The following is a 26550-nucleotide window of genomic DNA, read 5'->3' as shown; positions in this document are numbered from 1 at the left end:
AGTTACGCGAAATTCAGATGAAATTTATTGAACAACAGTACCACCAGCTTTTTGGCAGTCTTCTTGAGACATTTCAGCCACACCTTTGCCTTTACAAGCGTTTTGGCCTTTACAAGCGTTATCTGCAGTTTTGCAAGCGCCTTGTCCTTTACATGCATTACCACCTTGGCATTTTACCATGCCAGCAGAAGTATCAGCAGCAAAAGCAGGGGTCAAAGCAAACATAGAAGCAGCACCCATTGCAAGAGCAACGCCTGTTAATTGTAATTTGTTCATTACTAAATTCCTTTTAGAGTTAGTTAAATATAGCTATAAGGCAAAATATAATTTAGCCCTTCGCATTTTAGAAATTTATATTTAATTTTGTCAAGTTCACCTTTGAAAAATAATGGTTTTCCTTAGTGTTTAGCCAAATCGCAGGAATAACGGCAATAAGCGGCCTCCACTCATCCCTACTCCCAAAACAAAGTCTATAATAGAAATAATTAATTTAATCTTGATTAACAATAAAATATGGATCAACCCTTACTTACACCCAAAGAAATTTTTGAATTCATTAAACAGCATGAGCCTTTTAGGTTTATGAGCGATGCATGCCTTGCAAAACTTTCTCGTGTTTTGGAAATCGAGTCTCGAACCGGTGATTCCCTTTTGATAAAAAAAGGGGAAAATATGAATGATCTTTACATTTTAATTAAAGGTCGTCTTTACTATCAGATAACCGATATTGAAGGAAATATAACGTTTCAAGGCGAGTTACATGAAGGGTCAATTATAGGCGAAATGGCTCTTTTATCTGATTTACCACGCTCTGCGAATGTCTATACCTTACGCGACAGCATTATATTAAAATTATCGAAAAAAAATTTTTTGAAATTGTGCAAAACTTTTCCTGAACTACTGAATAAAATAACCCAATTCACCATTCAACGACTAACCAATTCACTGCAGGGAATTCATAGCGCTGCTGCACGTGATAAATCCATTGCTCTAATCCCTGTAAGACCAATACAAGACCTCGAATTTCAATTGCAAGAAATGATTCGTCGTTTCTCTTATGGAGAAAAAATTCTTTTATTAAACAGCAGTTATCTGGAAAATAAAACAAATCTGCTGGATGTAAATGGAAATATGAGTAATGAAGGGATTTTATGGATTAACCAACTAGAAAAAGAATACTCCTTTATTTTCTACCTAGCCGATGAAACAATAACAAGCTGGACTAAATTTTGCGTTCGTCAAGCTGATTCGCTCGCTTTTTTAGCGCTCGCAGAAGAACATGATCCTGCGTTATCTGAGGTAGAAAATTACATCTTAACGATGCAGAGTAATTTTATTAAACGAAACGTATTAGTACTTCTTCATCAAACTGCAAACCCACCAAACAATACGCAAAACTGGTTAGAAAAACGGCCCTCTGTCAACAGTCATTTCCATGTTCGAAATAATACAGAGGAAGGTACTTCTCGAATGATGCGTATCCTTACTGACAATACTATTTCCTTAGTACTCAGTGGCGGCGGAGCACGAGGTCTTGCCCATATAGGGGTTTATCGCTTATTAGAAGAACGAGGAATACCTGTAGATTACATTGCCGGAACAAGCATGGGGGCAATGCTCGCGGCTGCTTTTGCCATGGGATATTCCTCCAGTGATGTTTTGAAATATGTGGAAGAGCATTTAATTAAAGGCGCCAAGATTGACTTTACCTTTCCCTACATCGCGATTGCTACAGGCAGAAGAGCCACAGACAGTCTTATTGAGCTCTATGGTGAAAACAGTCAAATCGAAGATTTATGGCTTAACTATTTTTGCGTATCAACAGATTTAATCAGCAAAAATTTATATGTCCATGATAGAGGACGATTATGGGAATCCATTCGCTCCAGCATATCCCTGCCTTTTATTTATCCGCCAGTGTCTTTTAATGACAAACTTCTGATTGATGGCGGGATACTCAATAATATCCCTACTAATATCATGAGACAGTACTCTCATAGCAGTAAAATTATTGCTTCCAATATCAGCATTAACAACATATTTAAATTAACACCATTACCCTATTCACTTTCTGGTTGGAAACTGCTGTACAATAAATTTATGGGGAAAGAGTCCATATTACCTATTAACCTAGGTGAGTTGGTATTGAGGCTATTAACCATAAGCTCTCATCAAAATACTTCGAAAATGATGGCCATGGCAGATTATGGTATTACTTTAAAAATAGACCAATACGGCATTCTGGATTTCAAAAAATACAAAGAAATTGCTGAAGCGGGTTATGTACAAGCAAAAGCTCAGTTTACTGCTCAAAATTTAGCTGAACTATTACAAAGCACTCCTCAATATGATGCGGATAAACTCATATAAGGTAATCTTTAAAGGGTTATTTTTTATTCTTTCGTGCCATAGCCTGATCAAAGAGAGCTCTTTTCTCTGGAGGTAACGATTCTCGTCGTAAAGCCATCATTTCTTCCACTGTACCTTGTATGCAATCTGGAGTAAGTCGATCGATAATTAGAAAGCCATTTAAATGATCAATTTCATGTTGTAAAACCCGAGCATAAAATCCTTCTTCAATTTGTTGATGAAAATCGCCTGACTCATCATAATAACTCACCGTGATTTGCTCATAACGAGGAACTTTCCCAGATTTGCTGGAAACAGAATAGCAACCTTCAAAATCTTGGTGCATCCCAGAAGCTGCCATCGGTTCGTAATTTGGATTAATCATAATATGCATAGGATAGAACTTTTTAACATTATCACGCAATAAAGTCGCTTCTTCGGGAATATAAACAGCAATTATTCTTTTTGCACAGTTTACCTGGGGCGCGGCCAAGCCAACCCCGCCCAGTTCATGCAATTTCGTCTTCATTGCAGCAATTAACTCTTTATCTTCCTGGCTTAAAGGAAACTGGACTTCTTGAGCCTTGCTCTTTAGAACCTGGCGGTATTGAGGTTGTTCTACAGTTACTATGTCCATAGCCATACTCGCGGTACTCCCTAGTAAGAAAAAATATAATGTGAGCCCCAAGCACACCTTATCCATAGATTTAACTCATTTTCTTTATATTTGCTGTTTGAACTGCAAAATAATCTTTAGCCTGATAAATATGATCCGCATCAATACCAACGCGTAGCGCTTCGACCAAATCCTCTTGGTGCTGGCTAATAACACGAAGTTCTGAAACAGGTACATCTGTAAATTGTTTCGTAACCAAATAATTGAGTAACGACATCGTTGAGCTGGGATCAACCGTTTGGTTTTCCTCTTGTGTTTTAAATAGTTGGTAACGGTAAGATAAACAAAGAAATATGCCCGGAGCAATTTCAACCGGCTCTTTGTCTTCCTTAATACTTAAATCAATATTTCGATAAAATTTAATGGATGGATAGGCTTTTCGCAACATATTGAGAATCTGTAACACATGCAATTCATTGGTGTTCGCAATGAAATAAATAGGATCTCTTTTAGGCTTAGACTCAACTGCTTGTGAAACTTCTGCATTTAAATCGCTTCCCTCCGCTTCATGAATTAATGCTGAGAGATAATCTGCCTTTGACTCATCCCATTCAACTTGTGAATTCCAAGCATTTTCTAAAAGCATCCTTGCAAAAGTATTGGAATACAACTGCTTGCCTTTTAACTCCTCCATCTCCCCTTCTTCAGGAGTTGCATCCTCAAGAAATGAAAAAATCTTCAATAAACGCTCCAGAAACTGCTCTGTGGTGAGCTTGCCTAAGCGATAAGGCTGAATCAATTTAGAGTCATTTCTACCCAGTTGATACATAAGCCAAGCATAATTTGTCCATGATTGAAAGAAACTGGAACAACAACTGAAATACCCAGTAGAATAACGATCGCAAATATCTTCAAATGCTCGAACACAGGTGCTGATGGGTTTCAAGGCATGTATGGCTGATAAATTGACAATAAGTGGCATGAGTTCAATTACCTGGGTATTTTTTTGCCGATTCTATCCCAAATAATAAAGTGATTCAAATGAAGAACTTACTTTGCAATTCAAACCAGTTCCGTCGTATTTCCAAACTCCAGGTAAACCCTAAACTCCTAAATGATAACTGTGATAATATGTTCGCTTTCTCAAACATCTATACTTATGCAAACACCAAATACAATACTGCTGCGTACATTAAGTCAGCATGATGAAGTCAATTTTCTCCTGAGCATGCAAAAAAGCCGGGACTTTCACTATCCTTTTGTTAAGGCGCCCCAAACTTCTGAGGAGTTTCAAGCCTATTTCCAAAAATATCAGCACGCGGATCGCCGATGTTTTTTAGCATTAAACCAAAATGAAGAGATTATCGGTGTATTCAATATTAATGAAATGATACACGGTATGTTTCAAAGTGCGTATATGGGTTATTTTGCATCGGTAACCTATGCTGGCCAAGGACTAATGAGTCGAGCATTAAAACTGGTTTTAAAAGAAATTTTCTTAGAATTAAAACTGCATCGCATAGAAGCAAACATCCAACCTACTAATACGGCATCCATTCATTTAGCCACCCAAAATGGCTTTCTTAAAGAAGGATTCTCCCCAAGATACTTAAAAATAAACGACGTATGGTGCGATCATTTCCGCTTTGCTTTAACCTATGAAGATTGGTTAGCAAATCAATAAAGCCGCGCTCAAAGCCTTGTCTTCTGAGTGAATGTAGCGGAACCAGAAGTTTTAGCCATGGATTTTCCCTAATTTTGCTACGTTCCCTGGCTATATGAATACTCCTTACCAGACTCTAGCCAATAACTGTCTATAGCCTGTAATGACTTTATCCGCAATTAAAAACTGATGTCTGTCATAGGTTGTCATCAAACCAATTACTTGCATCCCTGCCACTTTAGCTGCTTTGACTCCATGTAATGTATCTTCGATGACCAAACAGCGTCCAGGAGCAACCTTTAAACGTTTGGCTGCTAGCAAATAACCTTCAGGGGATGGTTTGCCGCTCTGCACATCTTCTGATGTAACAATGGTATCAAAATAAGCCTGTAATTTTCCCTTTCTTACTTTAGAGAGTACCGCGGTGATTTCGGGGCGGCTGGATCCGCTACAAATGGCAATTTTATTAATTTTAAAAGAAATTTTAAAAATAAATTGCTCAAAATCTACAATCAGAGGTATGGAATCTCGATGATGAATAATATTGATATAGGCCATGGCTTTTTGCTGGATCAACTGTTTGATTTCTTTATCCGAACAACGAACTCCCTCATTGTGCAATAACCTTGGAAACATGTCTTTATCAGAAAAACCCAAGTATTTTTTCATATATTCAGAATAGCTTATAGTTATCCCTAATGACTTAAGTACATGACAGCATGCTTCATAGTGAAGAGGTTCGCTGTCTAAAATAACTCCATCAAAATCAAAGATAATCGCGTCATACATGATAGTTCAGCTCCATTTTATCTTCTTGTAGTTCATAGGGGATTGCTCATTTTTTATTATATTTAACCTTTACAATTAAAAAAATATAATAACTCATTTGGTACTGAATGTATTATAAAATAGTCACTAAACATTGATCTGCATGCAAAAGAACTTCTTTACCAAGAGGTAATACACATCGCCTAGAAAAATGTCCGTACGGAAAATTTTTAATACAAGGTACGTTCATCCGCAATGACCATTCTTCAATCACATCCTCAACAATCCCATCACGCTCCGGAAAATATTTTGCGACGCAGCGAGCAAATTGTCCAAAAATAACACCATTAACTTCCCTAAAGACTCCAGCCATATCAAGCTGAGATAAACGGCTATCTACCTGATAAGGCTCTGCACCTACGTCTTCTAACAATAAAATACAGTCCTTTATTTCGGGTTGATAAGGTGTCCCCATTAATGAAATCAAGGCCTCCAAATTGCCACCAATCAATCTCCCTTTGGCGATACCCGGTTGCACTGTTTGCCCTTCTTTGATTTGAAATGATTCTCCTGCAAGACATGTCCATAGAGTCTGCTCAATTAAAGAATCGAGTGGACCATCTCCTAAATCACCAAATACAAATCCTGTACAAGAAATCATTCTCGCCTTCTTAAGTAAAGCCACGTGTAAAGCGGTAGTATCACTAAACCCGCATAAATATTTGGGCCGAGTTCGAATAAGATCATAGTCAAGAAGAGGTAGTATTCGTTGCGATCCATAACCTCCGGCAATCGCCATGATCACTTTAACCTCATCATCCATAAAAAAACCCATAACATCTTTTGCCCGGAATTCGTCTTCACCGGCTAAAAAACGATCAGTAGCACGCACATACTGTCCCAGCTTCACTTGAAACCCTTTTTGCTGTAGGTAGGAAGTACCAACTTCCAATATGCCTGGGATCATGGGACTGGATGGAGTAATCAGCCCAATGGTATCTCCAGGTTTTAGTGGTTCAGGGTAAAAGTAACGCATCCTTACTCTCCGGCAGGCTCCCTCCAAAAATGCTGCTTATATGATTATCTTGGTTATTTCAAAATAACCTCCAAAATAATACTTTGTTTTTTTCAATCAATCGAGCCTGATTTGATAAACTTGACAAAGCGGGAAGATGAACCAAAATTTAAGAACCATAAAAGGGGAATTATTTTGATGTTATGAAAAAACATCCATGCCTATCATCTACAATCAATTCATCGCCCCAGAAAAAGGAGTTCTTATGTTGGTCATGAAAAACAAGCACAACAACCTCCAAGAAATCGTATTAAAAAATGTGTTATTTTTCTTGTGATTGTAAGGTCACAGGGTTTAAACGGAGAAAATTATGGCTACTTCAAAAAAACCTAAGGAAGAAAAAGCCCTAATGCACGAAATTGAAATAATTTACAAACGCCGATCCATACGTAATTACACATCAAAAAAACTTGATCCGACAACCATTAATGCATTACTTGATGCCGCAGTTCAAGCGCCTACTGCCATGCATGAAGAACCATGGTCTTTTGCTGTAATTCAAGAGCAGGATACATTAGATCGTTTATCAGACAGTGTGAAAGCACTCATTTATTCAGAATCCCTTAACTATTCAAAAATACAGATGAAATATCTGCAAGAACTTATAAATGATCCTGATTTTCATGCATTTTATAATGCAAACACCCTCATCATTATTTACAGTAAATATCATGGCCATTTTGTAACTGCAGATTGTTGGTTGGCAGCCGAAAACTTAATACTCGCTGCGTGTGCTCAAGGACTAGGAACCTGTGTTATCGGCCTTGCGGTTTCGGCATTAAATACCCCTGAATGGAAAACAAAACTGAATATTCCCTCTGATATAACAGCAATTGCCCCCATTATTGTAGGGTTTCCAGCTGCCCCTCAACCGGTAGTACCGCGCAAATTACCAGAAATTCTCGTATGGAAATAAAAGTATAAATATTGTTACCGAAAAGTATACTAAACATACCTGTACTAGCTGTATTCCCTCTGCCACAGTTAAGGATGAAGAACAAATAACGGACTTTGTAAAAGCCCATAAAAAGCTTCCTCCGTTTCCCATTAAAGTGCTCAAATTTCCCATTTATTGTGAGCTCTCTTTAATCCGCAAGCAAATCATGAGTTGCTTTTTGATAAGTATTTAAAAAATCATCTTGAACAACTACAGCCATATGATCAATCGCATGTACTGCGCCCGCTTTCTTAAGAATCCCTGTTTTAAATTGCCAATGGGCAGGCAACTTCAGTTTTGCACCCAACTGAGCTAGAGATTGTTCTGTTTGTGGTACTTTTTGCACACTATAGGATTGCATGACAAACACATTGCCTTTGGGGTCAATGAGTTCATAAACAGGTTTTCCCGCATCATAAATCCACGTTGTTGTTCGAGCGACATCCCGCAGCTTATAAGGGGCATCTAATAATACATCCCTTAAACGAATATAGAGTACTCCCGCTTCGCGCATAGCCAACCCATTAAATGTCATGATATCCGGATTAACTAGAGCAGAATTTTGCATTCCATCAATTGTCCAGTAACGAGGACCATTCAAGTAAACATGGGTTGATCCTGTAGCTTTTTCTACATCCTTTGGTGTTATCTTAGCCCAAATATTTTGTGGGCAATTATTAAGTCCAATCGTATTATACACTGCATAATAACCAATACTTTTAGAAAAAATAATCTCGCAATAACGCATATTCCGCAGATTAAATTTTTGTGCTGCTGAAGAAACAGCTGGGATAATCAATAAAATCAATAAAACAGCAATAAAAGCGTTTGAATAACTCATTCGACAACGCATAGTTACTCCTCCCTGTAGCTTAATTTATTAGAAATCTTCCTACAAAAAAATGATAAATATCTCTAACCCGTAATGTAACCCGTTCAAAAATTCAAATAACATCTCAATTTTAAATTTTATTTTTTGTTGTCCAAAGTAAGCAAAAATGGCAGATCATAACGCATACGAATCCTACGAGACCTCCCAATATAACGTGAGTAAAGCGCTCTGAAGCAATACTCACTGAATGAGTCGCCAATATCACAGCTGTTGTAACAAAGAAGCACCGAAAAGTATATGCAACTGCATAACGACGAAAAGCCACTAAAGTTAAAAAAACACCACACACGTTAAACGTCAAATCAAAAGGGGTATTGGGAATGAACTGACCTAATAAAATACCTAATGGTACACCAATGGAGACTCCAGTAACGCGTTGACGTAATTTTTGTGGGGTTGTCGTTATATTACCGGTCACAACACTTGCCGCCCCCCAAATCATCCATTGCCCGTTTTCCATTTGCACATACTCAACTAAAAATGCAGAAATAAAAACAGCAAGTGCTATAGCGATCATGCTTTCAAGATAAGGCTTTTGTTCTCCGAAATCACCTAACCCTCCTAATCGCAAGGGATGATAATGGGTGATACGCTTTTTATAAAATGCTCTCATTTTATCAATCTGCGCAATCAATAAAGTAGGAATTAATGCAAACACTAAATACGGTAAGAATTGAGGCGCTTGATAAAACATTGTTGCGGGCTTAGTCTCAGCTGCAAACTCCGTAGCAAGAATAATGGCAGGAATAAAAGTCCAACTTCCCAAAGGACGCAACTTCTCTCCTTTTATTGTTACCCAGATCACAATCGTTGCCGCAAGGGAACATGAAACAACATACAGCATAGGCGTTATTTGGGTTAAAAAAAGCAAATAAAACATTGCAATAATCATACTGCCATGGAGTAACACACCTAATGCAGTCAGCGCCAGTCGTTCTTCGACAATTAGGGTCGCCATAGTCAAAACGGACGACTGGAGCCAACGTGGATTATTGGTGCTCAAATAAAGAAATGCGAAAGGCAATACTACACTAATACCTCTTAACAACGGCCATATCAGAATCTCATCTTTTATTGTTTGTATTGTCTTAGAAATAACCTGCATCAAATCCCTTTTAATTCATTTACCGTTACAATTTGTGCTATTTTTTGCATTAATTGGATGGAAAATTGATGTTCCTCCTGATTCGCCGCTGCACAAATATCTTCAACGATACACACATTATAATCACGATCATGGGCATCTCGGGCAGTGCTTTGCACCGCCCAAGAGGTGCTTACTCCTCCGATAATAAGCCGTTCAATTTGATTTGCTCGCAATGCTGCATCAAGTGCCGTTCCATAAAAGGCACTAACTCGAGGTTTTACAATGACTAAACTATCACCAATTTGCAATTCCGGGTGAAATTCAGTTCCTTCAGAACCTAACTTAAGTGCACCCAATTCATGAACTTTACCAAAAATAGGAGAGTGTTTCGGTTGCTCCATATAATGTGCACTAAAACCTACTTTAACCATTATGGGTAACCAATTTTTTAGTTTTGCAATTTCCAGAACCTTATTTACCTTTTTAATTACATCTCGCTCCTGTGCATGTGAAGCGGAACGCGCGATTTTACCTTGAGGATGCATGATATCAATAATATAATCCAAACCGATAAATGCAGTACGCATAGTATTACCTCCATCAAATACTTTTGGATATCAATAAAACTAGAGCAATATTAATCTACTTACTTATGCTTACATATAGGGCATACATAGCAGCACATCAAATCACATCATTTTGGGCAAGAAGACTGGAATTGTTCTACACGTCTAGTTTTTTTATCAAATAACAACCTATAGAATTATTGGCATGGTCGGATCGTTCATACTCTATAGAAAAACCCAATTTTTGGTACCAGACACATGCCGGCCAATCTTTTAAAGTAAAAACTGTCATCATGTTACATCCCTTATTTTTCGCCCATTCTTCTGCTTTAGCAAGTAGTGCTTTTCCATATCCTTGATTTCGAAATCGCTCATCGACCTACAAGCCACCAATTTCAGCTGGGCCAAAATTATCAAATCCCGAGATTGCAGCAATAATATTGTGATGCGCGTCATACGCTGCATAAAAATAACCACCTGTTCCTGCAAGACCAATTTGGGCGGCGTACTGATCTATCCCCTTGCAAATGGCGCCGTGATCCTCTTCACTTGGATTTTCTATAAAAACGATTGGATGCATTTATTAATTCCTAAAACATTCATTTTTACCCATTGATTCATATGGGAAAATCCCTCCTTTAATATATTGTTCTTCTGCAATAAATCAGACATAATTTCATCAATTATCGAAGAGTAATGATTTAATTATGCCAAATAAATATACAAAAAAGAATAATCATCCCCCATAGCACAACAGGAGCGCTGAAAAACTCAGGTTAATTCCGTACATTTCAGTTCAGCAGGCAATAGAAGATATCACTCTGAAGTAACTACTAGAAAGAGATAGGTTTTAGAAAGGACAACTTTTTATGCAATGGAAAGTAATACTGCATTTTTGTTTTAGCTTAGCATTCTTATTGGCTGCTTCCTCAGTACTTGCTTATGATCAACCCGTTGTTAACCTGGGTTATACCAGTTTTTATGATGGGAGTCCTCCTTCCGGCCCAGGTTTTTATTTCCAAGATTATTTTCAGTACTACACTTCCAATCGGTTTAATGATAACCAGGGTAATAAGCTTCCTCTGCCACGTACTGAACTTGATGTTGTTGCAAATGTGACTCAGTTCATCTATGTAACGACAAAAAAAATATTCGGAGCTAATTTAGGTTTTGCCACACTTTTGCCTTGGGTAGTTAATGCCCGTGTGGATGACGGATTAGATAATAGGATTCTAAAAGCTGAAAATGGTCCTGGAGATTGGTGGGTCGGGCCTGCGCTGCAATTTGATCCAATTATGCGAAAAGACGGCAAAGGGCCTTTATTTGTTCAGCGCTTTGAACTGGATGTAGTTATACCAACAGGACGATACAGCAGTCTCAATGCAATTAATCCCGGGAGCAATTTTTTGTCGTTAAATCCCTACTGGGCTTTTACGTTTTGGATGACGCCTAAATTATCCGCTGCGGCACGCCTGCATTATCTATGGAATGGTGTCAATCATAGTCCTAACGTTGCTTTTGGACCTAATGTCCATTCCACCCAAGCAGGACAAGCGGTTTTTGGGGATATTGCAGTAGGATATGCGGTAATAGAGAAGCTCACTGTGGGCTTAAATGGCTATTTTTTCAATCAGATTACCGACACTCTGGTAAATGGTATTGATGTTCCCGATCGCAAGGAGCGTGTTTGGGCAATTGGTCCAGGGATGGTCTATAGTCTTAGCAAAAACCACTTTATTTTTTTAAATGTGTACTCTGAACAAGGTGCCCGAAATCGCGCCCAAGGTACAAATGGAGTACTGCGCTTTGTGGCACATTTTTAATAGAATTCGCGCCAAACTGTAAAGAGACATGATCGAAGAAAAAATATTGGAAAGCGCGCGGTATATACTAATAGTACTAAGTTAACGAGTAAAATCCTTTAAAATCCTTTTCATCCACGTCCGCGGCTTTTCCGGGGGATCCAGGATCCGGCAGAATAGATCGCCTGGATTCCGCGAACAAGCCGCGGAACGTCGAAATGAGTACCATTACAGTGTACATGGTTTTTGAAGGCATTTTTTTGCAGCTGGGGTTATCGTTTACCAAATCCCCCGCCTCCAGGCGTTTCAATAACGAAAACATCACCTGGATGCATTTCTATACCTGCACAACTCCCTAATTCTTCTACATGACCATTTGCACGTTGAACCCAATTGTGTCCAGGTTTACCCGAAGCCCCTCCTTGCACCCCATAGGGAGGAATGACACGATGACTGGAAATAATATTTGCAATCATCTTCTCTAAAAAACGAATTCGTCGAACAACACCGTCCCCACCACAATGTAAACCGCCCCCCCCGCTTCCTGTGCGAATGGAAAATTGCTCGAGCAGAATTGGGAAACGCAACTCTAGAGTTTCTGGATCGGTAAGATACGTATTCGTCATATGAGTATGGACTGCAGAAGCTCCATCAAAATCAGGTCCAGCTCCAGCCCCGCCACAAATCGTTTCATAATATTGATATTTTTTATTGCCAAAAGTAAAATTATTACACGTTCCTTGGGATGCAGCGACTACTCCTAATGCACCAAACAAGGTATCAACAATGCATTGGGAAGTTTCAACGTTACCTGCAACAACCGCAGCAGGATAACTTGGATTTAAAATACTTTTTTCAGGAATAACGAGTTCAATCGGCACAAAACAACCACTATTTAACGGAATATTTTCAGCAATCAGGCAGCGTAGAACATATAAAACAGCAGCCTTACAAATTGCTGTGGGTGCATTAAAGTTGCCCGGATGTTGATTGCAACTTCCGGTAAAATCAATATGCATCCGTTTTGTTTGTTTATTAATACTCAATGCGACCTTAATTGGGCTGCCATCATCTAATGCATAAGTAAAATGACCATTACCCAGCTTACCTAATAAACGCTCTACTGATGAAGTCGCATTATCACGTACGTATTTCATATAAGCATGCACTACGTTCAAACCGAACTGCGCAATTAAATCCAATAAACTCTGTACACCCGAGGCATTTGCTGCAATTTGAGCCTTAAAATCCTCTAAATTTTGATGAGGGTTACGCGCTGGATATTTTGCTTTGGTGAGCAGATTTAATGTGGCCTTTTCTAAAAAACGGCCTTGATCCATGATTTTAAAATTATTGATCAGTACCCCTTCTTCCTCGACAATTTTGCTTTCCGCAGGAATCGATCCAGGAGTAATCCCGCCAATATCTGCATGATGCCCGCGTGAACCAACTAGAAATAACAAATTACTTCCTTGTTTATCAAAAACAGGAGTGATCAAAGTGATGTCCGGTAAATGGGTCCCGCCATTGTAGGGGGCATTCAAGACATATACATCATGAGGATGAATCCGCGGATTGTCCTTTAAAATGGATTTAACGCTCTCGCTCATTGAGCCTAGATGTACCGGAATATGAGGCGCATTGGCAACGAGCTCGCCTTCCTCATCAAAAATAGCGCAAGAAAAATCGAGTCGTTCTTTGATATTAACCGAACTTGCTGTTTTACGTAAAACCTCGCCCATTTGCTCCGCGATACTCATGAAGCGATTATTAAATATCTCTAATAGGGCAGGATCAATTTGAGTCGTTACTTCTTTAGCAGCCGGGGTTTGATATCGTGTTAATAATAAGTATTTTTGTACAGTCACTTCAGCCTGCCAGCCTGGTTCCACAATGGTGGTCGCATTAGCCTCGATAATGACGGCGCAACCTTTAATGCAATCCCCAGGAATTAATTCACCTCGATCATATACGGAAGCTTTATGGTAAGAATTCTGAGTAAAAATTTTAACGGTTTCACGTTGTGGAATTTTATTTTCAGGACGGTGCTTAAATGGTTCTTCAGTCAATTCAATAGAGGTTTTACTAGGAACGGCACATTCCAGAGAAATTGCTTCAGCAATCAGTTTTTTTCTGGATGAGGCAAATCCAAAAGTTTTACGATGTTGCTCTATAAATCTCTGCCGCATGGATTTAATGGTTCCAAATGCAACGAGTAATGTAGTATCTGAGCCTTCATAACGTAAGTGCACTTGCCGTTTGCATGCCACAGCTTTATTGGTTAATCCCTGGGATTTTAATGCCCTATGTGCCTTTTGCTCTATTTTTTTAAAATTTGAGCGCAAAAAAGAAAGAATACCGCGCTGCAATGCTCTTTCAATTGCTTGTTCATGCATGACGCTGATTTCTGCCAATCCCATTCCGTAAGCAGAAAGCACACCTGCCAGGGGATGAATTAATATCTTTTTGATTCCTAAGTTATCAGCAACCATGCATGCGTGCTGTCCTGCAGCCCCACCAAAACAATTTAATACATACTGCCGCACATCATAACCACGTTGTATGGAAATTTTTTTTATCGCATTCGCCATATTCTCCACTGCGATGTTGAGATAACCTTCTGCAACTTCTTCAACTGTTTTTTTCCTTCCCGTTTCTTTTTGAATTTTTTCTGCTAAAGCCTGAAAATGCTCATTCACTACGAGCGCATCAATTTCTTGATTGGCTGCAGAACCAAAGATTTTAGGGAAAAATTGAGGTTGTATTTTACCAAGCAACACGTTGCAATCAGTTATAGTGAGCGGACCACCCCGACGATAACAGGCAGGCCCTGGATTTGCTCCTGCTGACTGAGGTCCTACAGTATAACGTTGGCCATCAAAATTAAGAATTGACCCTCCCCCGGCTGCTATAGTATGGATCAGCATCATTGGCGTTCGGATATGTACACCACTGAACTCATAATCGTAGCTGCGCTCATATTCGCCTGCGAAATGAGAAACATCAGTTGATGTTCCCCCCATGTCAAAGCCAATAACCCGATTAAAACCAGCAAATTGGCTGGTTTTAATCATACCAATCACTCCTCCGGCTGGACCTGAAAAAAGACTGTCTTTACCCCGAAAAAGTTTTGCATTCACTAACCCCCCATTGGATTGCATAAAAAACAATGGGATTTTTCCTAACTTATTTTGCAGGCTTTGAATGTAGTGTTGTAATACTGGAGAAAGATAAGCATCAACAACAGTAGTCTCGCCACGACTTACCACTTTCATTACGGGTGCGACTTCATGACTCACCGAAATTTGGGTGAATCCTATTGCCTCGGCAATTTCCCTTAATTTTTTTTCATGCTGATTAAAGTGATAGGCATGCATCAATACGATAGCAAGCGTGCGATATCCTTGAGCAAAAGCTTGTTCCATTTTTTTTCGCGACGCTGCTACATCTAAGGGCTGTAAGACTGTGCCTTTTGCATCAATTCGCTCCTTAATTTCAATCACTTCTTCATAAAGTAAGGTAGGTAATCTAATATTGAGTGCAAAAAGTTCGGGGCGATTTTGATACCCAATCCGCAATGCATCAGCATAGCCTTGAGTAATCGCTAACAGGACTTGCGCTCCTTTTCGCTCAAGTAAGGTATTCGTTGCTACTGTTGTTCCCATTTTAATGAATGCAATGTCATCCGCTGGAATAGAAGTGCATTTGAGGATGTCTTGAATTCCCTGAACGGCCGCATCTGGATAGCGTTCAGGATTTTCAGAAAGTAATTTATGGCTACTTACACGCCCTTCAGGACTGCACGCGACAACATCGGTGAACGTGCCGCCTCGATCGATCCAAAACTCCCATTTATTTTTTTCCATCTTGCTGCCTAGGTCCATGGCCGCTCATTGTTATTAATTATACTACACAACATCCTATACAGTGCCTGGATTTAGGAAGTGATTTTAAAAAAGCAACGGAAAAACCGAATAACACTACTACAATCTGGATGACATGAGTAGAAATAAGCAGAAAAGCAATTATTTGAATGTTTATTTTGGACATCTCATTTTTCCCCGCCTAAAATTACAATGATTGCATCGTTTTAAGCCTCGATAAGGACAAATTATGTGTCGATTCGTAGCTTATATAGGAAAAGAAAATATTTTATTAGCGGATCTTTTAATAAAGCCGAATAATTCGCTTATAAAACAAAGCCTCCTTGCCCGTGAATCACGTACTTTGACTAATGGTGATGGGTTTGGATTAGGGTGGTATACTTCATTCTCTAGAGCACCGGCTTTATTCACATCGCTTTACCCTGCATGGAACGATCAAAATTTAACCTATTTGGCAAAAAAGACCCAGTCGCATTTGTTTTTTGGCCATATACGTGCAGCAAGTACAGGAGGGATCTCTCAATTTAATTGCCATCCTTTTATATATAAAAAATGGTTATTTATGCATAATGGGTGGATACCCTACTTTGAAAAAATTAAACGTCAAATTCATAATTTATTGGACAATGATATTTATAATTGGATTAAAGGCAATACCGATTCAGAATTGATTTTTGCATTATTTTTGCAATTAGCAAAAAATGTAAAAATAAAAAATGCTTATGATATATACGATACTTTGCTAAAAACATTGAACATAATTAACGAATTAGTAAAAAAATATCATGAAAAAGGAGTATCCTATTTTAATATTTGCATTACAGATGGAAAAAGGATCGTTGCGTTTCGTTCATGTACTTCTCCATGCATTAAACCTGAAACGATGTACTTCTCCGTAGGAGAAGATCCTGTACAAAAAACAACAAATGAAACCATTTACAAATACATCATCATTGCTTCTGAAAAGTTATCAACCAATAATGGATTTAGATGGCAAATTATTCCGGCGAACCATTGTTTCATGGTTGAAGCAAATTTAAGTATTTCATTACAAAAGCTTTAGTTGTAAATACTAAGGACTATGCAATGCGCATTAAAAAAATTGAAAACTATAAAATTGATTGTGAATTATTTGAAAAAAATTTAATTGCTGAAACCCAGCTTTTAGAACAATGGTTTACAAAAAATTATTTTAAATCTGAACGGATGAATGCAGGCGCAGAAATTGAATTTCTTATCTTGGATAAAGAATATCAATTAACGCCTCATAATATTCTTTTTACTAAAAAATTAAAAAATCAAGACCTGGTAAGAGAAGCAGGAGGTACTCAACTGGAAATTAACACTCCAGTTTTTCACTTAAGAGATAATTTTTTATCTCTACTGCATCAAAATATTTTAACTACATGGAATAAATGTTGTGAAGTCGCGCTTAATACCCAGCATCACTTGGCGCTCATAGGTTCAATACCGCAAACAAACCCTGCACTTTTTCGATCTTCCTATATTACGCCTAAGAATGCTTTTCTTTTAATGAATGAGTTTGTAACCAAATATCGCAAAGAAGAGCCTTTATTTATTCATATCAAAGGAAATGAACAGCTCCAGTTATCTCCAGAATCTTTAGCTATAGAAGGTTTAATATGTGCTTTGCAACTTCATATCGAAGTTCCCCAAGATCAATTAGTTCATTATTTTAATATTATTCAAATATTATCCGCTCCCTTATTAGCCCTGAGCAGTAATTCGCCTTACTTTTGTGGGAAAAATTTATGGAGCGAGACACGAATTGGTATTTTTGAACAACTTTATACATTTCCTTATCCATTGCAAAAAACCGTTTTTTTTGAACCTAGTTATATGCAAGAAACTCTATTTCCTATTTTTGAAAATAATTTAAACAATTTTCCTTATCTCTTGCCTTTAGCAGCTTATGAAGAACCCATTGATAATATGTTCCATGTCCGATGTCAAAATAGTTGTATTTTTCGGTGGAACAGACCTATTTTAGATTTTAATAAACAGAATGAACCTTATCTGAGAATAGAACACCGGGCATTATCTACAGGCCCAACTGTAATCGATATGATAGCAAATGCTGCGTTTTTTTATGGCATCACTTATTATTATGCAAACACATCACCTTCTTTGACCTCTTTAATAACTCATGAATCTACTTTAAAAAATTTTTATGCGTCAGCCCGTTATGGATTAGAGGCGAGATTAAATTGGAATACAGGTAAGATTAAGGCCAGAACCCTTTTAAAAAACTTATTACCCCTGGCTTTAAAAGGACTTGAAGATTTAGGAATAAGCTCTGTTGATGCTCATTTTTATTTAGATATCATTAAAACCAGGCTTTATAAAAATCAAAATGGAAGTATCTGGCAAAAGAATCATCTTGCAAAACATAAAAATGATTTTAATTATATGCTGGAACAGTATATTAAAAATCAATATTCAGAAACACCGGTTGCTGATTGGAACTTGAATTAAAAATACCTTTATTCCGGTTGCGTGTAACTATCTTTAGCCACGCCCCTCGTAAGCCGGGGGACGTCGAAATAGAGTTGGACTGATTCTTCGGGGATGTGTATCGGATTCAATTTGCACGTAACTGGGTTACCCGCGCAGAAATAAACAAAAATCTATTTTCCTTTTCGCAAAACTATGGCAAAACGTAAGAACGTATCGTTTTTTTGAGAAATCCAATGACCTTTCCATTTAAGATCGTTGACATGACCCATACACTTTCGCCAGAAAGTCCCTCTTGGGATATAGGCTGCGGCTTTAGTCATAAAACAATCCTAAATTATGACGAATGTTCTACTGCAGTACAATTTAAAGTGCAAGAAATGAGCATGCCAGCAGGAATTGGCACCCATATTGACGCTCCAGCCCATTGCATTAAAAACGGGCTTCACGTCGCCGAGCTCGATCTTATCGACCATCATTTAATTACCCAATGTGTGGTGATTGATGTAAGTCATCAGTCTCATGAGCGCTACAGTATCACCGGGAAAGATATCCTGGATTTCGAGAAAAAATATCGAACAATTGCCGAACATTCATTTGTAATTTTTTATACTGGCTGGGAAAAGCATTGGCATGATACCCAGCAATATAGGAATAATTTGGTTTTTCCCTGTATTAGTGAAGAAGCCGCACACTTAATTCTGGAACGAAATTGCGCAGGTATCGGGATTGATACCTTGTCTCCGGATAGGCCAGAAAATGACTATATCGTTCACCAGCTGATGCTCGAAAACAACAAATATATTGTTGAAAATGTTTTTAATGCAACAAAATTACCTGCAGTAGATGCCTTCAGCATGATTTTACCTATGAAAATCGCTGATTTAACCGAAGCCCCTGTGCGTTTAATTGGTCTTTATTGATTTTGTTTTGTTACTTTATATAATCCATCGTATTCATTCAATTTCCTGGAAGGAATTACATTGAAAATCGCCATTATTGGAGGTTCTATAGCAGGTTGTACCTTAGCCTTATTATTGAAAGACCAGTTTCCGGTCACTGTTTTTGAGCGAGAACCTGATTTAAAATCACGTGGGGCGGGTATTACCCTCTCTATTGAATTACTCAACACCTTAATCGCCCAAAATATTATTGACCCAGATACATTAGCTCATACATTCACCACTCGCAGTTTTTATTGCCAAGCGGACAATGAGCCGGTTTATGGAAAATTTTTATGGAAACAGGGAATTTCCATGGCAAGCCTCCACTGGGATACTTTATTCACTAACTTAAGAAAAAGATTACCCAACTCGATATATCATCATGGAGTAAAAGTCATTGATGTGCAACTCCATGATAAAGGCCCAGCTCAAGTCACTTTAGAGTCGGGGGAAGTACTGTACTTTGATCTCATTGTTTTTGCTGATGGCGTTCATTCACTGGGAAGAAAACTGATATCCAATGTGCAGCCGGAATATTCGGGTTATGTTGCATGGCGTGGAACACTGGAATTGGAGAGGATAAAAAATAAAACTCTTTTCAATGATCAGGGGCTTTATTACTGCTATAACCAAGGACATTTATTAACTTATCCGGTATATCATCATCAAACGAATAAGTTAAACTGGGTTTTTTATGAAAAAATGGCGAGTGAAAATCTTGAGAATTTAGGGTCAACCTCTTTAATCGACTTTTCTGCAAAAGCAAAAGAACATCTACACCAATTAGCTCGTAATCAATTACCTGAGGTCGCGGCACAAATAATTCTTGATACGCCATCTCCTTTCATGCAGAAAATTGTTGATGTTTGTGTCAATCGTCTTGCAGTTCCGGGAGCTCTCTTATTGGGTGATGCAAGTGCAGTATTACGCCCTCATGTAGGAAACGGTGCTTCTTTAGCCATTCAGGATGCGCTAAGTCTTAGTGAACATCTCATGAAATGCGATGATTTTCAGCAAGCAATTGCAACATGGGAAAAAGATTCCCTTCCTAAACGTCTTGCCATGTATGATTTATCAAAACGAATGGCTGATGCTTTGGTATTACATCCTGTTGAATGGCACGAAATGAATGAGGAAAATATGTCTGCCTGGTGGGAACAAATTATTCTTGGAGAAAAATGGTATACAACTATCACTCCAAAAAAAAATCTTTAAAGAATTCATATGGATATGATGTTGATTGATTTAATCCCCAAATCCCCCCTGCAAGTGAATTATTTCATTTACCAAGTGATACAATATCCACAAACCTATCGGTATTAGATCGGATTAATTCTCGCCATAGTAAATCTGACCTGAGGTATCGTCAGTTTTTTGATAAGAAAACTCCACTAATTTTTTCGCCTACATACCCCCCTTAATTTTTTCGCCTACGTACCTCCCTTAATTTTTTCGCCTACCTACCGCGCTTTATGCGCGGTATCCAGGGGATGTTGCTATAGAAATGCTCCGCGGCATCTTAAAATATCGTTCTGGATACCGCGCATAAAGCGCGGTACGTAGAGAAATTTATGCGGTATAGAGTAATTTATGCGGTAGGTAGAGAAATTTAAAATGAAAAACTGACGATCCCTCAGGTAAATCTGCCCCTCAGTCCCCAAAGTAACATGCCACAGACAATAACCATTGCAAATGACAAAGAAATTAATCCGGATTTGATCAGTATTTCTTGCCAGCCAACCCCATGAAAATCCCCTCCGGCAATTGGCATCATGTCTGCGCCGATGCCCCAAATCCCTGCGAACAAAGTGGTTGCCCAATTGGTATAGGTTCCAAATAGAGAAAGAACGAAACCCCAATTCAATGTACGTTGTGATAAATGTAATTGAGGCCATATTAATCCTAATAGAACTAAGAACATACCATTGAGGATCCCTTCAAGATGGCTGGAGAGACCCATTCTAGGATTATGCATTAGAGGTAATGTAAAGCCGGTGAGTAATCCTAACAAAAAGAGAAAAATACCATATCTTATCAATTTGCGACTAAGTTTTATTCCAGTATTTTTGTTCAATATTATCCTCTCAGGTATAGAGTCAACCATTTTTAATAGTTCAACTCCAACTATAAACTATTGGGTCAAAGTAGCTCTTTCTTTAAGGGGTAAAAGAAAATTAAGCCTTATCAAAATCCGCTGGATTGCTCTTGTTCCATTGACTCCATGTCCCTTGATACCCTTTCAAAAGCTGCTGAGCAAACTGATAAAAATGTGAAAGAAAATGAATCCTCTGTTCATAATAAGGGGTAAGGAAAGGATCAGCTCGATTCACTTCAAACAAATTATAATAGGGCGGTATTGAGGCATGTCGCGCAACAATTTCTTCAAAACTGACTTTATCTGCATTTTTTAACATGTCGTACATTACAAAAAAGCTTGTTGTCCTGCCTTTTCCTCCCCGGCAATGGATATGAAACCACGTATCTTTAGGTGCTTTTTTAATTAGGGTCAAAAACGCATCAACTTCTGAATCAGAGGGTGCAGCATGATCGGTCACATAGAGCCGATGATATTCAAAACCTAATCTAGAAACTAAATCTTTTTCATTTTTTACTACTTTAACAGGGATGGTTTTACCATTGGAATATTCCTTAGCGGCAAACTGTTGTGAGGATAAAATTCCTCTTATCTTGTTCTGAACTCTTAATGATTTAAGCCAATCTTCCTGATCGCTAAGACTTTGGCTATTGCTTTTCCCTTTATTTATCCAATCATATTCACTCACTAACGTAATCGCTTTACCATTAAGATAACCATGGCTCTCCTGACGCAAGTCCAATACCAAAACAGGTTGATTCCTTGAATTCTTATGCCTGGAAATATAATCAGAGATATCTTTCCATCCCTTTTCACTTGGTTCTTCACTACCAGAAATGGCCAGCTCTTTAATGCCTGCTGTATTCCCTTGGTAGGCATCGGCAATCATAGAGGCATGACGCAATAGCTTTAATGGAGAAAAAGAATACTCAGTATCCTGCACAATACAAGGATTATGCATGCTTGCATCGCATATCCGAGTTTCAGTATTTGGTTTTGCTAAAACCAATCCCTGAGCCAACGATAGACTGAGGGAAGCTACAATAGGCTTCAAATAGGTCATCCATAACCCCTTAACAAGAAACATAATGCATTCTATGTTACTTTTTTTTCCTACCGCAAGATCTATTGGATCAAAAAAAGTTACCCAAATTAACGTTTTGCAGCGTTTTGCATGCTAGGGACACAATACGTATTAATAAAATGAATAACGATTTGAGCAAAATGTTCATCCCATAAGTTATGATGCCCTCTATCAGCAAATTCAATCCATTTTTTTGGCTGGTTTGCCTGATTGAAAAGGGCTAAACCCTGATCGTAAGGTACAACCTCATCCAATTTTCCGTGCAACATTAAGACGGGAACATGAATGTTTTGAATACGCGATAAAGAATCATACTTATCAATTACAGGCATGAGCACCCAGGAATAATGAAATCGAGCCATAGCGGTTAATGAAGTATAAGGGGATTGCAAAACTAAAGAGCAAACAGGAAATTCTGTTGCCATTTGTGTCGCTATCCCAGTTCCTAATGACTCTCCATAAAGCACAATATTATTTGCCTGAATGCCCTGTTGTTGTAAAAACTTCATTGCCGCTCGAGCATCCTGATACAATCCTGATTCGGTTGGCTTTCCTGGATTTCCCCCATATCCACGATACTCAAGTAATAACACGCCAAACCCTTGTGAAAGGAACTGGCGAGCCAAATTCATACGATAACCAATATGCCCCGCATTTCCATGTAGATAGAGGATCGTCGGCTTATTATCCACTGCGGGTTTATACCAAGAACTTAAAAGCAACCCATCAGCAACAGGTATCTTGATGATGTGCATGTCTTCGGCTTGAAAGTTACTCAAATCCGGTTTTTCAGCGGATGGGAAATAAATGAAATGGCGTTGAAAAAAATACGCTAGAGTAACCAGTAAAATAAAAAGAAAAAGAACCAGTAATAATTGTTTGTGCATCATCTTATTTGTCTTCATTCATTCGAGGATAATCAGTGTAACCTTTTGTACCACCACCATATAGAGTCGCACGATCTAATTCATCCAATGGAGCATTTTTTTTAAATCGCCTAACCAGATCCGGATTGGAAATATAATATCGCCCAAAAGCTACGAGATCTGCATAACCACTGCTGACCGCTTCGGTTGCCATTTCTAATGTATAACCATTATTTACCATCCAAGGTCCGTTAAATTCTTTTCGTAACGCGGAGAAATCAAGACCATAATTCTCTCTTGGTCCTTGCGTTTCTCCTTCTATGACATGAATATAAGCCAGATCGAATCGGCTCAATTCCCGTACAAGCGGGAAAAAAACAGCAGCAGGCGAAGTATCTGAAACTCCATTGGCATGACTTACTGGAGCAAGACGAATTCCCGTTCGATTTGCACCAATTTCAGATACAATAGCACTGGTCACCTCAAGTGCAAAACGCAACCGATTAGCAATCGAACCACCGTATTGATCGGTGCGATGATTTGTTCCATCACACAGAAATTGATGAATAAGATATCCATTGGCTGCATGAATTTCAACACCATCAAATCCGGCTAAAATGGCATTTCTTGCAGCTATTCGATAATCTTCAATAATACTTGGAATTTCACTAAGCTTTAAGGCACGCGGATTTCCAACTTCGACAAAAGTCCCATTTTCAATAAATGTGCGCTGCCCTGTTGCCGCAATAGCAGAAGGGGCTACGGGAGCAATACCTCCTGGCTGCAGAGAAGGATGTGAAATTCGTCCTACATGCCAAAGTTGCAGATAAATAACCCCGCCCTTTGCATGGACTGCGTTTGTTACTAATTTCCATCCGGCTATTTGTTCTAAGGAATAAATTCCTGGGGTCCAAGCATATCCTTTTGCAGTCGGTGAAATTTGTGTCGCCTCGGCGATGATTAAACCTGCATCTGCTCGTTGCGCATAATATTCCGCATTAAGTTCTGAAGGAGCATCCATTCCATGAATGGAACGATTCCGCGTTAGTGGAGCCATCACGATGCGATTTTTTAAAGTTGAACCTCGCAAATTAAATGGAGTAAACAGAATTTCATTATTCGTAGTCATTCTTTGCCTCATGCAATTTTTATACACAAAAAATAATTCATTGTATTTTTTATAATTAAAAACATTCTATAGGGTCTGCGGTCAATTCGCTAGATTAATCAAAATGATGTGATTTTAGAGCATAGAAACGCAAGCGGATTGGCAATAGCCCTAGGTTTCATTCTAGATTATAGGTAAGATATTCCAGAATGTAAGGGTAAAGGCATCTAATTTTTGAACATAAAAACCGCTCTTTGGGCCTACTTGCCGCGCTTTATGCAGGGCATCCAGTCAATCGTGCATGAAGACCGGAGCTGTATTCCGTATTAAGAGCGGAATATAGGCCTTTTGATTTAAATGCCTTTACCACTGGAATCAATTTACTTTCATAAGGAAATAATAATGTATCATAATATCTTAGTTGCAATTGATGACAGTACTACATCAATGCAAGCCTTCCATGAAGCCATTAAGCTGAGCAAAGTGCATCAGGCAAAATTACGCATCGTACATATAGCAAACGAATTTTATGCTCCTTATGTTGGAACCGGTGTTGATTATGAGAAGTTGGAAGCTTCATTCAAAGAATATGGTCAAAAATTTCTGGACAAGATGCTAACCATTGCACGCGAAGACCATGCAGATTGTGAAGCACATTTACTTGAAATAAATCCTTCTAAAGAAAAAGTGTCCGAGAAAATCATTGACGCAGCAAAAAATTGGCCAGCCGATTTGATTGTCGTAGGAACGCATGGTAGGCGAGGCTATCAGCATTTATTACTTGGTAGTGTTGCAGAAGGGGTTATCCGTAATGCACCGATGCCAGTTCTCCTTATCAGAGGCAAACAATCCTGAATGAATGAACTTTAGTAAACTAAGAATTATAGCGAAGGATTACCCATATACTGGACGCTCTTTCGCTGTGCTTCGTTTTAGCATTCTACTTAAATAAGATTTCCTCCTTTTTCAATACATCATCCTCTCATGAGTTTGTTATAATGCAATAAAAAATTACTTATTGGATTTATTTTAATGCAAAAACTGATTCATGATTTTCATGAGATGGAAAGATGCTTTTTCTCTCTTATAAGTTTGAATTGCCTTGATTATCAAACAATAACTGCTTTTGAAACTGGAGTGCTTGCGACGGGTTTGAACCCTGCTTTTGCTATCAAGACAGATACAGATAAGGAATTTTTACATGATCTCGCAAAGTGCAGATCATACTTTGCGCAAAAGAATTTACCATGGGCAATTATTGTTGCAGAAGATACACCAATTTTTTCAGAACACGATAATCAATTACCCCAAGATTATGAATTAACTGATACGGGCGTAGGTATGGCGTTCAATCTTATGGCGAATTCGCTAAACATTCCGGATAACCCGCTTGAATTTAGGGAAATGAATGAGGATTTACCTACCTGGAGTATCCCCCTTATTCATGGGTTTCAATCAACACCGGAAATTACCCATGTTTATACCTTAAGACATGATGAGGCATTGAAAAAATCGAATGACATGTATCATTTTTCAGGTTTTTTTGCAGGAGAAGCAGTTGTATCGGTAACCTTAACCGTAAAAGACAATCTTGCCCGCATCGATGACTTAGCTACGATACCGAGCTTTCAAAAACGCGGCTGTGCCAGCGCAATGATGGTTTATGCCTTGAAAAAAGCTTTGGATTTAAAAGTTCAAACATGCTTTTTAGAAGCATCCACAGCTGGCCTTAATCTTTACACACGCATTGGCTTCCAATCCCTTTTCACAAACCATTATTATGAGCTAAGTACGATGTAGCCCGCTACATTCAGATTACATATATTTAGATAAGGATAATCATGTTGTACTGCATATTTGTTTTTTTATATCTCTTATTTTTTCCTGGTATTTTATTTGCCAATCTTGATTTAATCACTTGGAAAGGAATTTATTATCAAGCAGTTCCGAATAAAAAAGGAGTCACAAAAAAATACTGTAAGGAACATAACCCTGGCACCTTTATTCACACCATAAATGATGGAATTGATAAGCCTCTAATTACCAATAAGGGGATTAAACTAAAACAAATATCATTTAAAAGTGATAAAGTAGACCGTATTTATCTCATTCACGGCAGTTTAATTGCATCGGGGAAGACAGCAAAAAATTCCTGGCATGATCAGATCAATTATTTTTTATATAAATACAGTGAGGCAGGAATTACAAAAGGCATTTGGTATAGCACGCAGTGCAAAGGATTATATAAAGGGATTGTTTTAAATAATATGAATTCGACATAAAAGGCATGGGAATGTCGTGTAGGTGCATTTATTTATATGGGATCCAGTTCTAAACAG

The 26550-nt window shown here is 38.3% G+C and carries 25 protein-coding genes and 1 pseudogene; 11 read left to right on the top strand and 15 right to left on the bottom strand.

What is annotated here, in order from left to right:
* Window positions 1-24 precede the first annotated feature (24 nt).
* Window positions 25-276 carry a hypothetical protein gene (locus FOLKNPGA_RS04955; protein WP_019233847.1) on the bottom strand — a complete coding sequence of 84 codons (252 nt, stop codon included), beginning with the start codon at window positions 274-276 and terminating at the stop codon, window positions 25-27.
* 237 nt (window positions 277-513) lie between these two features.
* On the opposite strand from FOLKNPGA_RS04955, the gene FOLKNPGA_RS04950 reads away from it, so the two are divergent.
* Complete coding sequence (locus FOLKNPGA_RS04950) at window positions 514-2370, top strand: cyclic nucleotide-binding and patatin-like phospholipase domain-containing protein (protein WP_182351948.1); 1857 nt, start codon at window positions 514-516, stop codon at window positions 2368-2370.
* A gap of 16 nt (window positions 2371-2386) precedes the next feature.
* Here the strand turns inward: FOLKNPGA_RS04950 and def are convergent, their stop codons facing one another.
* Entirely contained in the window at window positions 2387-2992 is a 606-nt protein-coding gene (def, locus tag FOLKNPGA_RS04945; RefSeq protein WP_182351947.1) for a peptide deformylase, read from the bottom strand.
* Between the two features lie 64 nt (window positions 2993-3056).
* Window positions 3057-3947 (bottom strand): hypothetical protein, encoded by an 891-nt coding sequence (locus tag FOLKNPGA_RS04940; RefSeq protein ID WP_182351946.1) that lies wholly within the window; start codon window positions 3945-3947, stop codon window positions 3057-3059.
* 177 nt (window positions 3948-4124) lie between these two features.
* Between FOLKNPGA_RS04940 and FOLKNPGA_RS04935 the strand changes: the two genes are divergently transcribed.
* Window positions 4125-4649 carry a GNAT family N-acetyltransferase gene (locus FOLKNPGA_RS04935; RefSeq protein WP_182351945.1) on the top strand — a complete coding sequence of 175 codons (525 nt, stop codon included), beginning with the start codon at window positions 4125-4127 and terminating at the stop codon, window positions 4647-4649.
* Between the two features lie 105 nt (window positions 4650-4754).
* On the opposite strand, the gene FOLKNPGA_RS04930 is transcribed toward FOLKNPGA_RS04935, so the two are convergent.
* The gene (locus FOLKNPGA_RS04930) at window positions 4755-5417 is read right to left on the bottom strand and encodes an HAD family phosphatase (protein WP_182351944.1); all 663 of its coding nucleotides are present in this window, start codon (window positions 5415-5417) and stop codon (window positions 4755-4757) included.
* A 112-nt stretch (window positions 5418-5529) separates the two neighbouring features.
* Complete coding sequence (locus tag FOLKNPGA_RS04925; RefSeq protein WP_182351943.1) at window positions 5530-6432, bottom strand: LD-carboxypeptidase; 903 nt, start codon at window positions 6430-6432, stop codon at window positions 5530-5532.
* 349 nt (window positions 6433-6781) lie between these two features.
* On the opposite strand from FOLKNPGA_RS04925, the gene FOLKNPGA_RS04920 reads away from it, so the two are divergent.
* Window positions 6782-7387, top strand: a complete 606-nt coding sequence (locus FOLKNPGA_RS04920; protein WP_182351942.1) for a nitroreductase family protein — start codon at window positions 6782-6784, stop codon at window positions 7385-7387.
* A 169-nt stretch (window positions 7388-7556) separates the two neighbouring features.
* Here the strand turns inward: FOLKNPGA_RS04920 and FOLKNPGA_RS04915 are convergent, their stop codons facing one another.
* The 5 genes and pseudogenes from FOLKNPGA_RS04915 to FOLKNPGA_RS04895 all read right to left on the bottom strand — a co-directional run bounded on the left by FOLKNPGA_RS04915 (window position 7557) and on the right by FOLKNPGA_RS04895 (window position 10533).
* A complete protein-coding gene (locus FOLKNPGA_RS04915; RefSeq protein WP_182351941.1) occupies window positions 7557-8261 on the bottom strand; it encodes a hypothetical protein in 705 nt (234 codons plus the stop codon).
* A gap of 109 nt (window positions 8262-8370) precedes the next feature.
* The gene (locus FOLKNPGA_RS04910; protein WP_182351940.1) at window positions 8371-9405 is read right to left on the bottom strand and encodes an FUSC family protein; all 1035 of its coding nucleotides are present in this window, start codon (window positions 9403-9405) and stop codon (window positions 8371-8373) included.
* The gene (locus FOLKNPGA_RS04905; protein ID WP_182351939.1) at window positions 9405-9974 is read right to left on the bottom strand and encodes a cysteine hydrolase family protein; all 570 of its coding nucleotides are present in this window, start codon (window positions 9972-9974) and stop codon (window positions 9405-9407) included. The genes FOLKNPGA_RS04910 and FOLKNPGA_RS04905 overlap by 1 nt, the downstream gene beginning before the upstream one ends.
* A 136-nt stretch (window positions 9975-10110) precedes the next feature.
* A pseudogene (locus FOLKNPGA_RS04900) lies at window positions 10111-10272 on the bottom strand (GNAT family N-acetyltransferase); the annotation flags it as partial.
* A 60-nt stretch (window positions 10273-10332) separates the two neighbouring features.
* Window positions 10333-10533 (bottom strand): hypothetical protein, encoded by a 201-nt coding sequence (locus FOLKNPGA_RS04895; protein WP_182351938.1) that lies wholly within the window; start codon window positions 10531-10533, stop codon window positions 10333-10335.
* 289 nt (window positions 10534-10822) lie between these two features.
* Here FOLKNPGA_RS04895 and FOLKNPGA_RS04890 point away from each other — a divergent pair, with 289 nt between their 5' ends.
* Entirely contained in the window at window positions 10823-11776 is a 954-nt protein-coding gene (locus FOLKNPGA_RS04890; protein WP_182351937.1) for a transporter, read from the top strand.
* Between the two features lie 251 nt (window positions 11777-12027).
* Here the strand turns inward: FOLKNPGA_RS04890 and FOLKNPGA_RS04885 are convergent, their stop codons facing one another.
* Window positions 12028-15621: a hydantoinase B/oxoprolinase family protein gene (locus FOLKNPGA_RS04885; RefSeq protein ID WP_182351936.1), complete on the bottom strand. Its 3594-nt coding sequence runs from the start codon at window positions 15619-15621 to the stop codon at window positions 12028-12030.
* A 247-nt stretch (window positions 15622-15868) separates the two neighbouring features.
* On the opposite strand from FOLKNPGA_RS04885, the gene FOLKNPGA_RS04880 reads away from it, so the two are divergent.
* The 4 genes from FOLKNPGA_RS04880 to FOLKNPGA_RS04865 all read left to right on the top strand — a co-directional run bounded on the left by FOLKNPGA_RS04880 (window position 15869) and on the right by FOLKNPGA_RS04865 (window position 20273).
* The gene (locus tag FOLKNPGA_RS04880) at window positions 15869-16702 is read left to right on the top strand and encodes a class II glutamine amidotransferase (protein ID WP_182351935.1); all 834 of its coding nucleotides are present in this window, start codon (window positions 15869-15871) and stop codon (window positions 16700-16702) included.
* A gap of 23 nt (window positions 16703-16725) precedes the next feature.
* Complete coding sequence (locus tag FOLKNPGA_RS04875; protein WP_182351934.1) at window positions 16726-18135, top strand: glutamate-cysteine ligase family protein; 1410 nt, start codon at window positions 16726-16728, stop codon at window positions 18133-18135.
* 215 nt (window positions 18136-18350) lie between these two features.
* The gene (locus FOLKNPGA_RS04870) at window positions 18351-19037 is read left to right on the top strand and encodes a cyclase family protein (RefSeq protein ID WP_182351933.1); all 687 of its coding nucleotides are present in this window, start codon (window positions 18351-18353) and stop codon (window positions 19035-19037) included.
* Window positions 19038-19097: 60 nt separating this feature from the next.
* Window positions 19098-20273, top strand: a complete 1176-nt coding sequence (locus FOLKNPGA_RS04865) for an FAD-dependent monooxygenase (protein ID WP_182351932.1) — start codon at window positions 19098-19100, stop codon at window positions 20271-20273.
* Window positions 20274-20691: 418 nt separating this feature from the next.
* Here FOLKNPGA_RS04865 and FOLKNPGA_RS04860 read toward each other — a convergent pair whose 3' ends face one another.
* From FOLKNPGA_RS04860 to FOLKNPGA_RS04845, 4 genes are all read right to left on the bottom strand, one after another.
* Entirely contained in the window at window positions 20692-21132 is a 441-nt protein-coding gene (locus FOLKNPGA_RS04860) for a hypothetical protein (RefSeq protein ID WP_220471052.1), read from the bottom strand.
* Between the two features lie 100 nt (window positions 21133-21232).
* Complete coding sequence (locus tag FOLKNPGA_RS04855) at window positions 21233-22216, bottom strand: tyrosine protein phosphatase (protein WP_182351931.1); 984 nt, start codon at window positions 22214-22216, stop codon at window positions 21233-21235.
* An 89-nt stretch (window positions 22217-22305) separates the two neighbouring features.
* Window positions 22306-23124 carry an alpha/beta hydrolase gene (locus FOLKNPGA_RS04850; protein ID WP_182352761.1) on the bottom strand — a complete coding sequence of 273 codons (819 nt, stop codon included), beginning with the start codon at window positions 23122-23124 and terminating at the stop codon, window positions 22306-22308.
* Between the two features lie 4 nt (window positions 23125-23128).
* A complete protein-coding gene (locus tag FOLKNPGA_RS04845) occupies window positions 23129-24232 on the bottom strand; it encodes an alkene reductase (protein ID WP_182351930.1) in 1104 nt (367 codons plus the stop codon).
* Between the two features lie 381 nt (window positions 24233-24613).
* Between FOLKNPGA_RS04845 and FOLKNPGA_RS04840 the strand changes: the two genes are divergently transcribed.
* The 3 genes from FOLKNPGA_RS04840 (at window position 24614) to FOLKNPGA_RS04830 (ending at window position 26493) form a co-directional block, all read left to right on the top strand.
* The gene (locus FOLKNPGA_RS04840) at window positions 24614-25066 is read left to right on the top strand and encodes a universal stress protein (RefSeq protein WP_182351929.1); all 453 of its coding nucleotides are present in this window, start codon (window positions 24614-24616) and stop codon (window positions 25064-25066) included.
* A gap of 177 nt (window positions 25067-25243) precedes the next feature.
* Window positions 25244-26011, top strand: coding sequence for an N-acetyltransferase (locus tag FOLKNPGA_RS04835; RefSeq protein ID WP_182351928.1), 768 nt, complete (start codon window positions 25244-25246; stop codon window positions 26009-26011).
* Between the two features lie 41 nt (window positions 26012-26052).
* Window positions 26053-26493: a hypothetical protein gene (locus tag FOLKNPGA_RS04830; RefSeq protein WP_182351927.1), complete on the top strand. Its 441-nt coding sequence runs from the start codon at window positions 26053-26055 to the stop codon at window positions 26491-26493.
* Window positions 26494-26550: the final 57 nt, after the last annotated feature.

It is taken from the genome of Legionella sp. PC1000 (assembly GCF_014109805.1).
GTDB lineage: Bacteria > Pseudomonadota > Gammaproteobacteria > Legionellales > Legionellaceae > Legionella > Legionella resiliens.
Note: the sequence above shows the minus strand (reverse complement) of the source record. Positions and strands in the feature narration are given on the sequence as shown.

What these genes read in the sequence shown, in the direction of transcription:
- FOLKNPGA_RS04875 (WP_182351934.1), top strand. Translation starts at nt 16,726, where the DNA reads ATGCGCATTAAAAAAATTGAAAACTATAAAATTGATTGTGAATTATTT.
- FOLKNPGA_RS04890 (WP_182351937.1), top strand. Translation starts at nt 10,823, where the DNA reads ATGCAATGGAAAGTAATACTGCATTTTTGTTTTAGCTTAGCATTCTTA.
- FOLKNPGA_RS04925 (WP_182351943.1), bottom strand. Translation starts at nt 6,432, where the DNA reads ATGCGTTACTTTTACCCTGAACCACTAAAACCTGGAGATACCATTGGG.
- FOLKNPGA_RS04905 (WP_182351939.1), bottom strand. Translation starts at nt 9,974, where the DNA reads ATGCGTACTGCATTTATCGGTTTGGATTATATTATTGATATCATGCAT.
- FOLKNPGA_RS04840 (WP_182351929.1), top strand. Translation starts at nt 24,614, where the DNA reads ATGTATCATAATATCTTAGTTGCAATTGATGACAGTACTACATCAATG.
- FOLKNPGA_RS04935 (WP_182351945.1), top strand. Translation starts at nt 4,125, where the DNA reads ATGCAAACACCAAATACAATACTGCTGCGTACATTAAGTCAGCATGAT.
- FOLKNPGA_RS04855 (WP_182351931.1), bottom strand. Translation starts at nt 22,216, where the DNA reads ATGACCTATTTGAAGCCTATTGTAGCTTCCCTCAGTCTATCGTTGGCT.
- FOLKNPGA_RS04870 (WP_182351933.1), top strand. Translation starts at nt 18,351, where the DNA reads ATGACCTTTCCATTTAAGATCGTTGACATGACCCATACACTTTCGCCA.
- FOLKNPGA_RS04950 (WP_182351948.1), top strand. Translation starts at nt 514, where the DNA reads ATGGATCAACCCTTACTTACACCCAAAGAAATTTTTGAATTCATTAAA.
- FOLKNPGA_RS04895 (WP_182351938.1), bottom strand. Translation starts at nt 10,533, where the DNA reads ATGCATCCAATCGTTTTTATAGAAAATCCAAGTGAAGAGGATCACGGC.
- FOLKNPGA_RS04880 (WP_182351935.1), top strand. Translation starts at nt 15,869, where the DNA reads ATGTGTCGATTCGTAGCTTATATAGGAAAAGAAAATATTTTATTAGCG.
- FOLKNPGA_RS04955 (WP_019233847.1), bottom strand. Translation starts at nt 276, where the DNA reads ATGAACAAATTACAATTAACAGGCGTTGCTCTTGCAATGGGTGCTGCT.
- FOLKNPGA_RS04885 (WP_182351936.1), bottom strand. Translation starts at nt 15,621, where the DNA reads ATGGAAAAAAATAAATGGGAGTTTTGGATCGATCGAGGCGGCACGTTC.
- FOLKNPGA_RS04835 (WP_182351928.1), top strand. Translation starts at nt 25,244, where the DNA reads ATGCAAAAACTGATTCATGATTTTCATGAGATGGAAAGATGCTTTTTC.
- FOLKNPGA_RS04930 (WP_182351944.1), bottom strand. Translation starts at nt 5,417, where the DNA reads ATGTATGACGCGATTATCTTTGATTTTGATGGAGTTATTTTAGACAGC.
- FOLKNPGA_RS04850 (WP_182352761.1), bottom strand. Translation starts at nt 23,124, where the DNA reads ATGCACAAACAATTATTACTGGTTCTTTTTCTTTTTATTTTACTGGTT.
- FOLKNPGA_RS04940 (WP_182351946.1), bottom strand. Translation starts at nt 3,947, where the DNA reads ATGCCACTTATTGTCAATTTATCAGCCATACATGCCTTGAAACCCATC.
- FOLKNPGA_RS04910 (WP_182351940.1), bottom strand. Translation starts at nt 9,405, where the DNA reads ATGCAGGTTATTTCTAAGACAATACAAACAATAAAAGATGAGATTCTG.
- FOLKNPGA_RS04845 (WP_182351930.1), bottom strand. Translation starts at nt 24,232, where the DNA reads ATGACTACGAATAATGAAATTCTGTTTACTCCATTTAATTTGCGAGGT.
- def (WP_182351947.1), bottom strand. Translation starts at nt 2,992, where the DNA reads ATGGCTATGGACATAGTAACTGTAGAACAACCTCAATACCGCCAGGTT.
- FOLKNPGA_RS04830 (WP_182351927.1), top strand. Translation starts at nt 26,053, where the DNA reads ATGTTGTACTGCATATTTGTTTTTTTATATCTCTTATTTTTTCCTGGT.
- FOLKNPGA_RS04920 (WP_182351942.1), top strand. Translation starts at nt 6,782, where the DNA reads ATGGCTACTTCAAAAAAACCTAAGGAAGAAAAAGCCCTAATGCACGAA.
- FOLKNPGA_RS04915 (WP_182351941.1), bottom strand. Translation starts at nt 8,261, where the DNA reads ATGCGTTGTCGAATGAGTTATTCAAACGCTTTTATTGCTGTTTTATTG.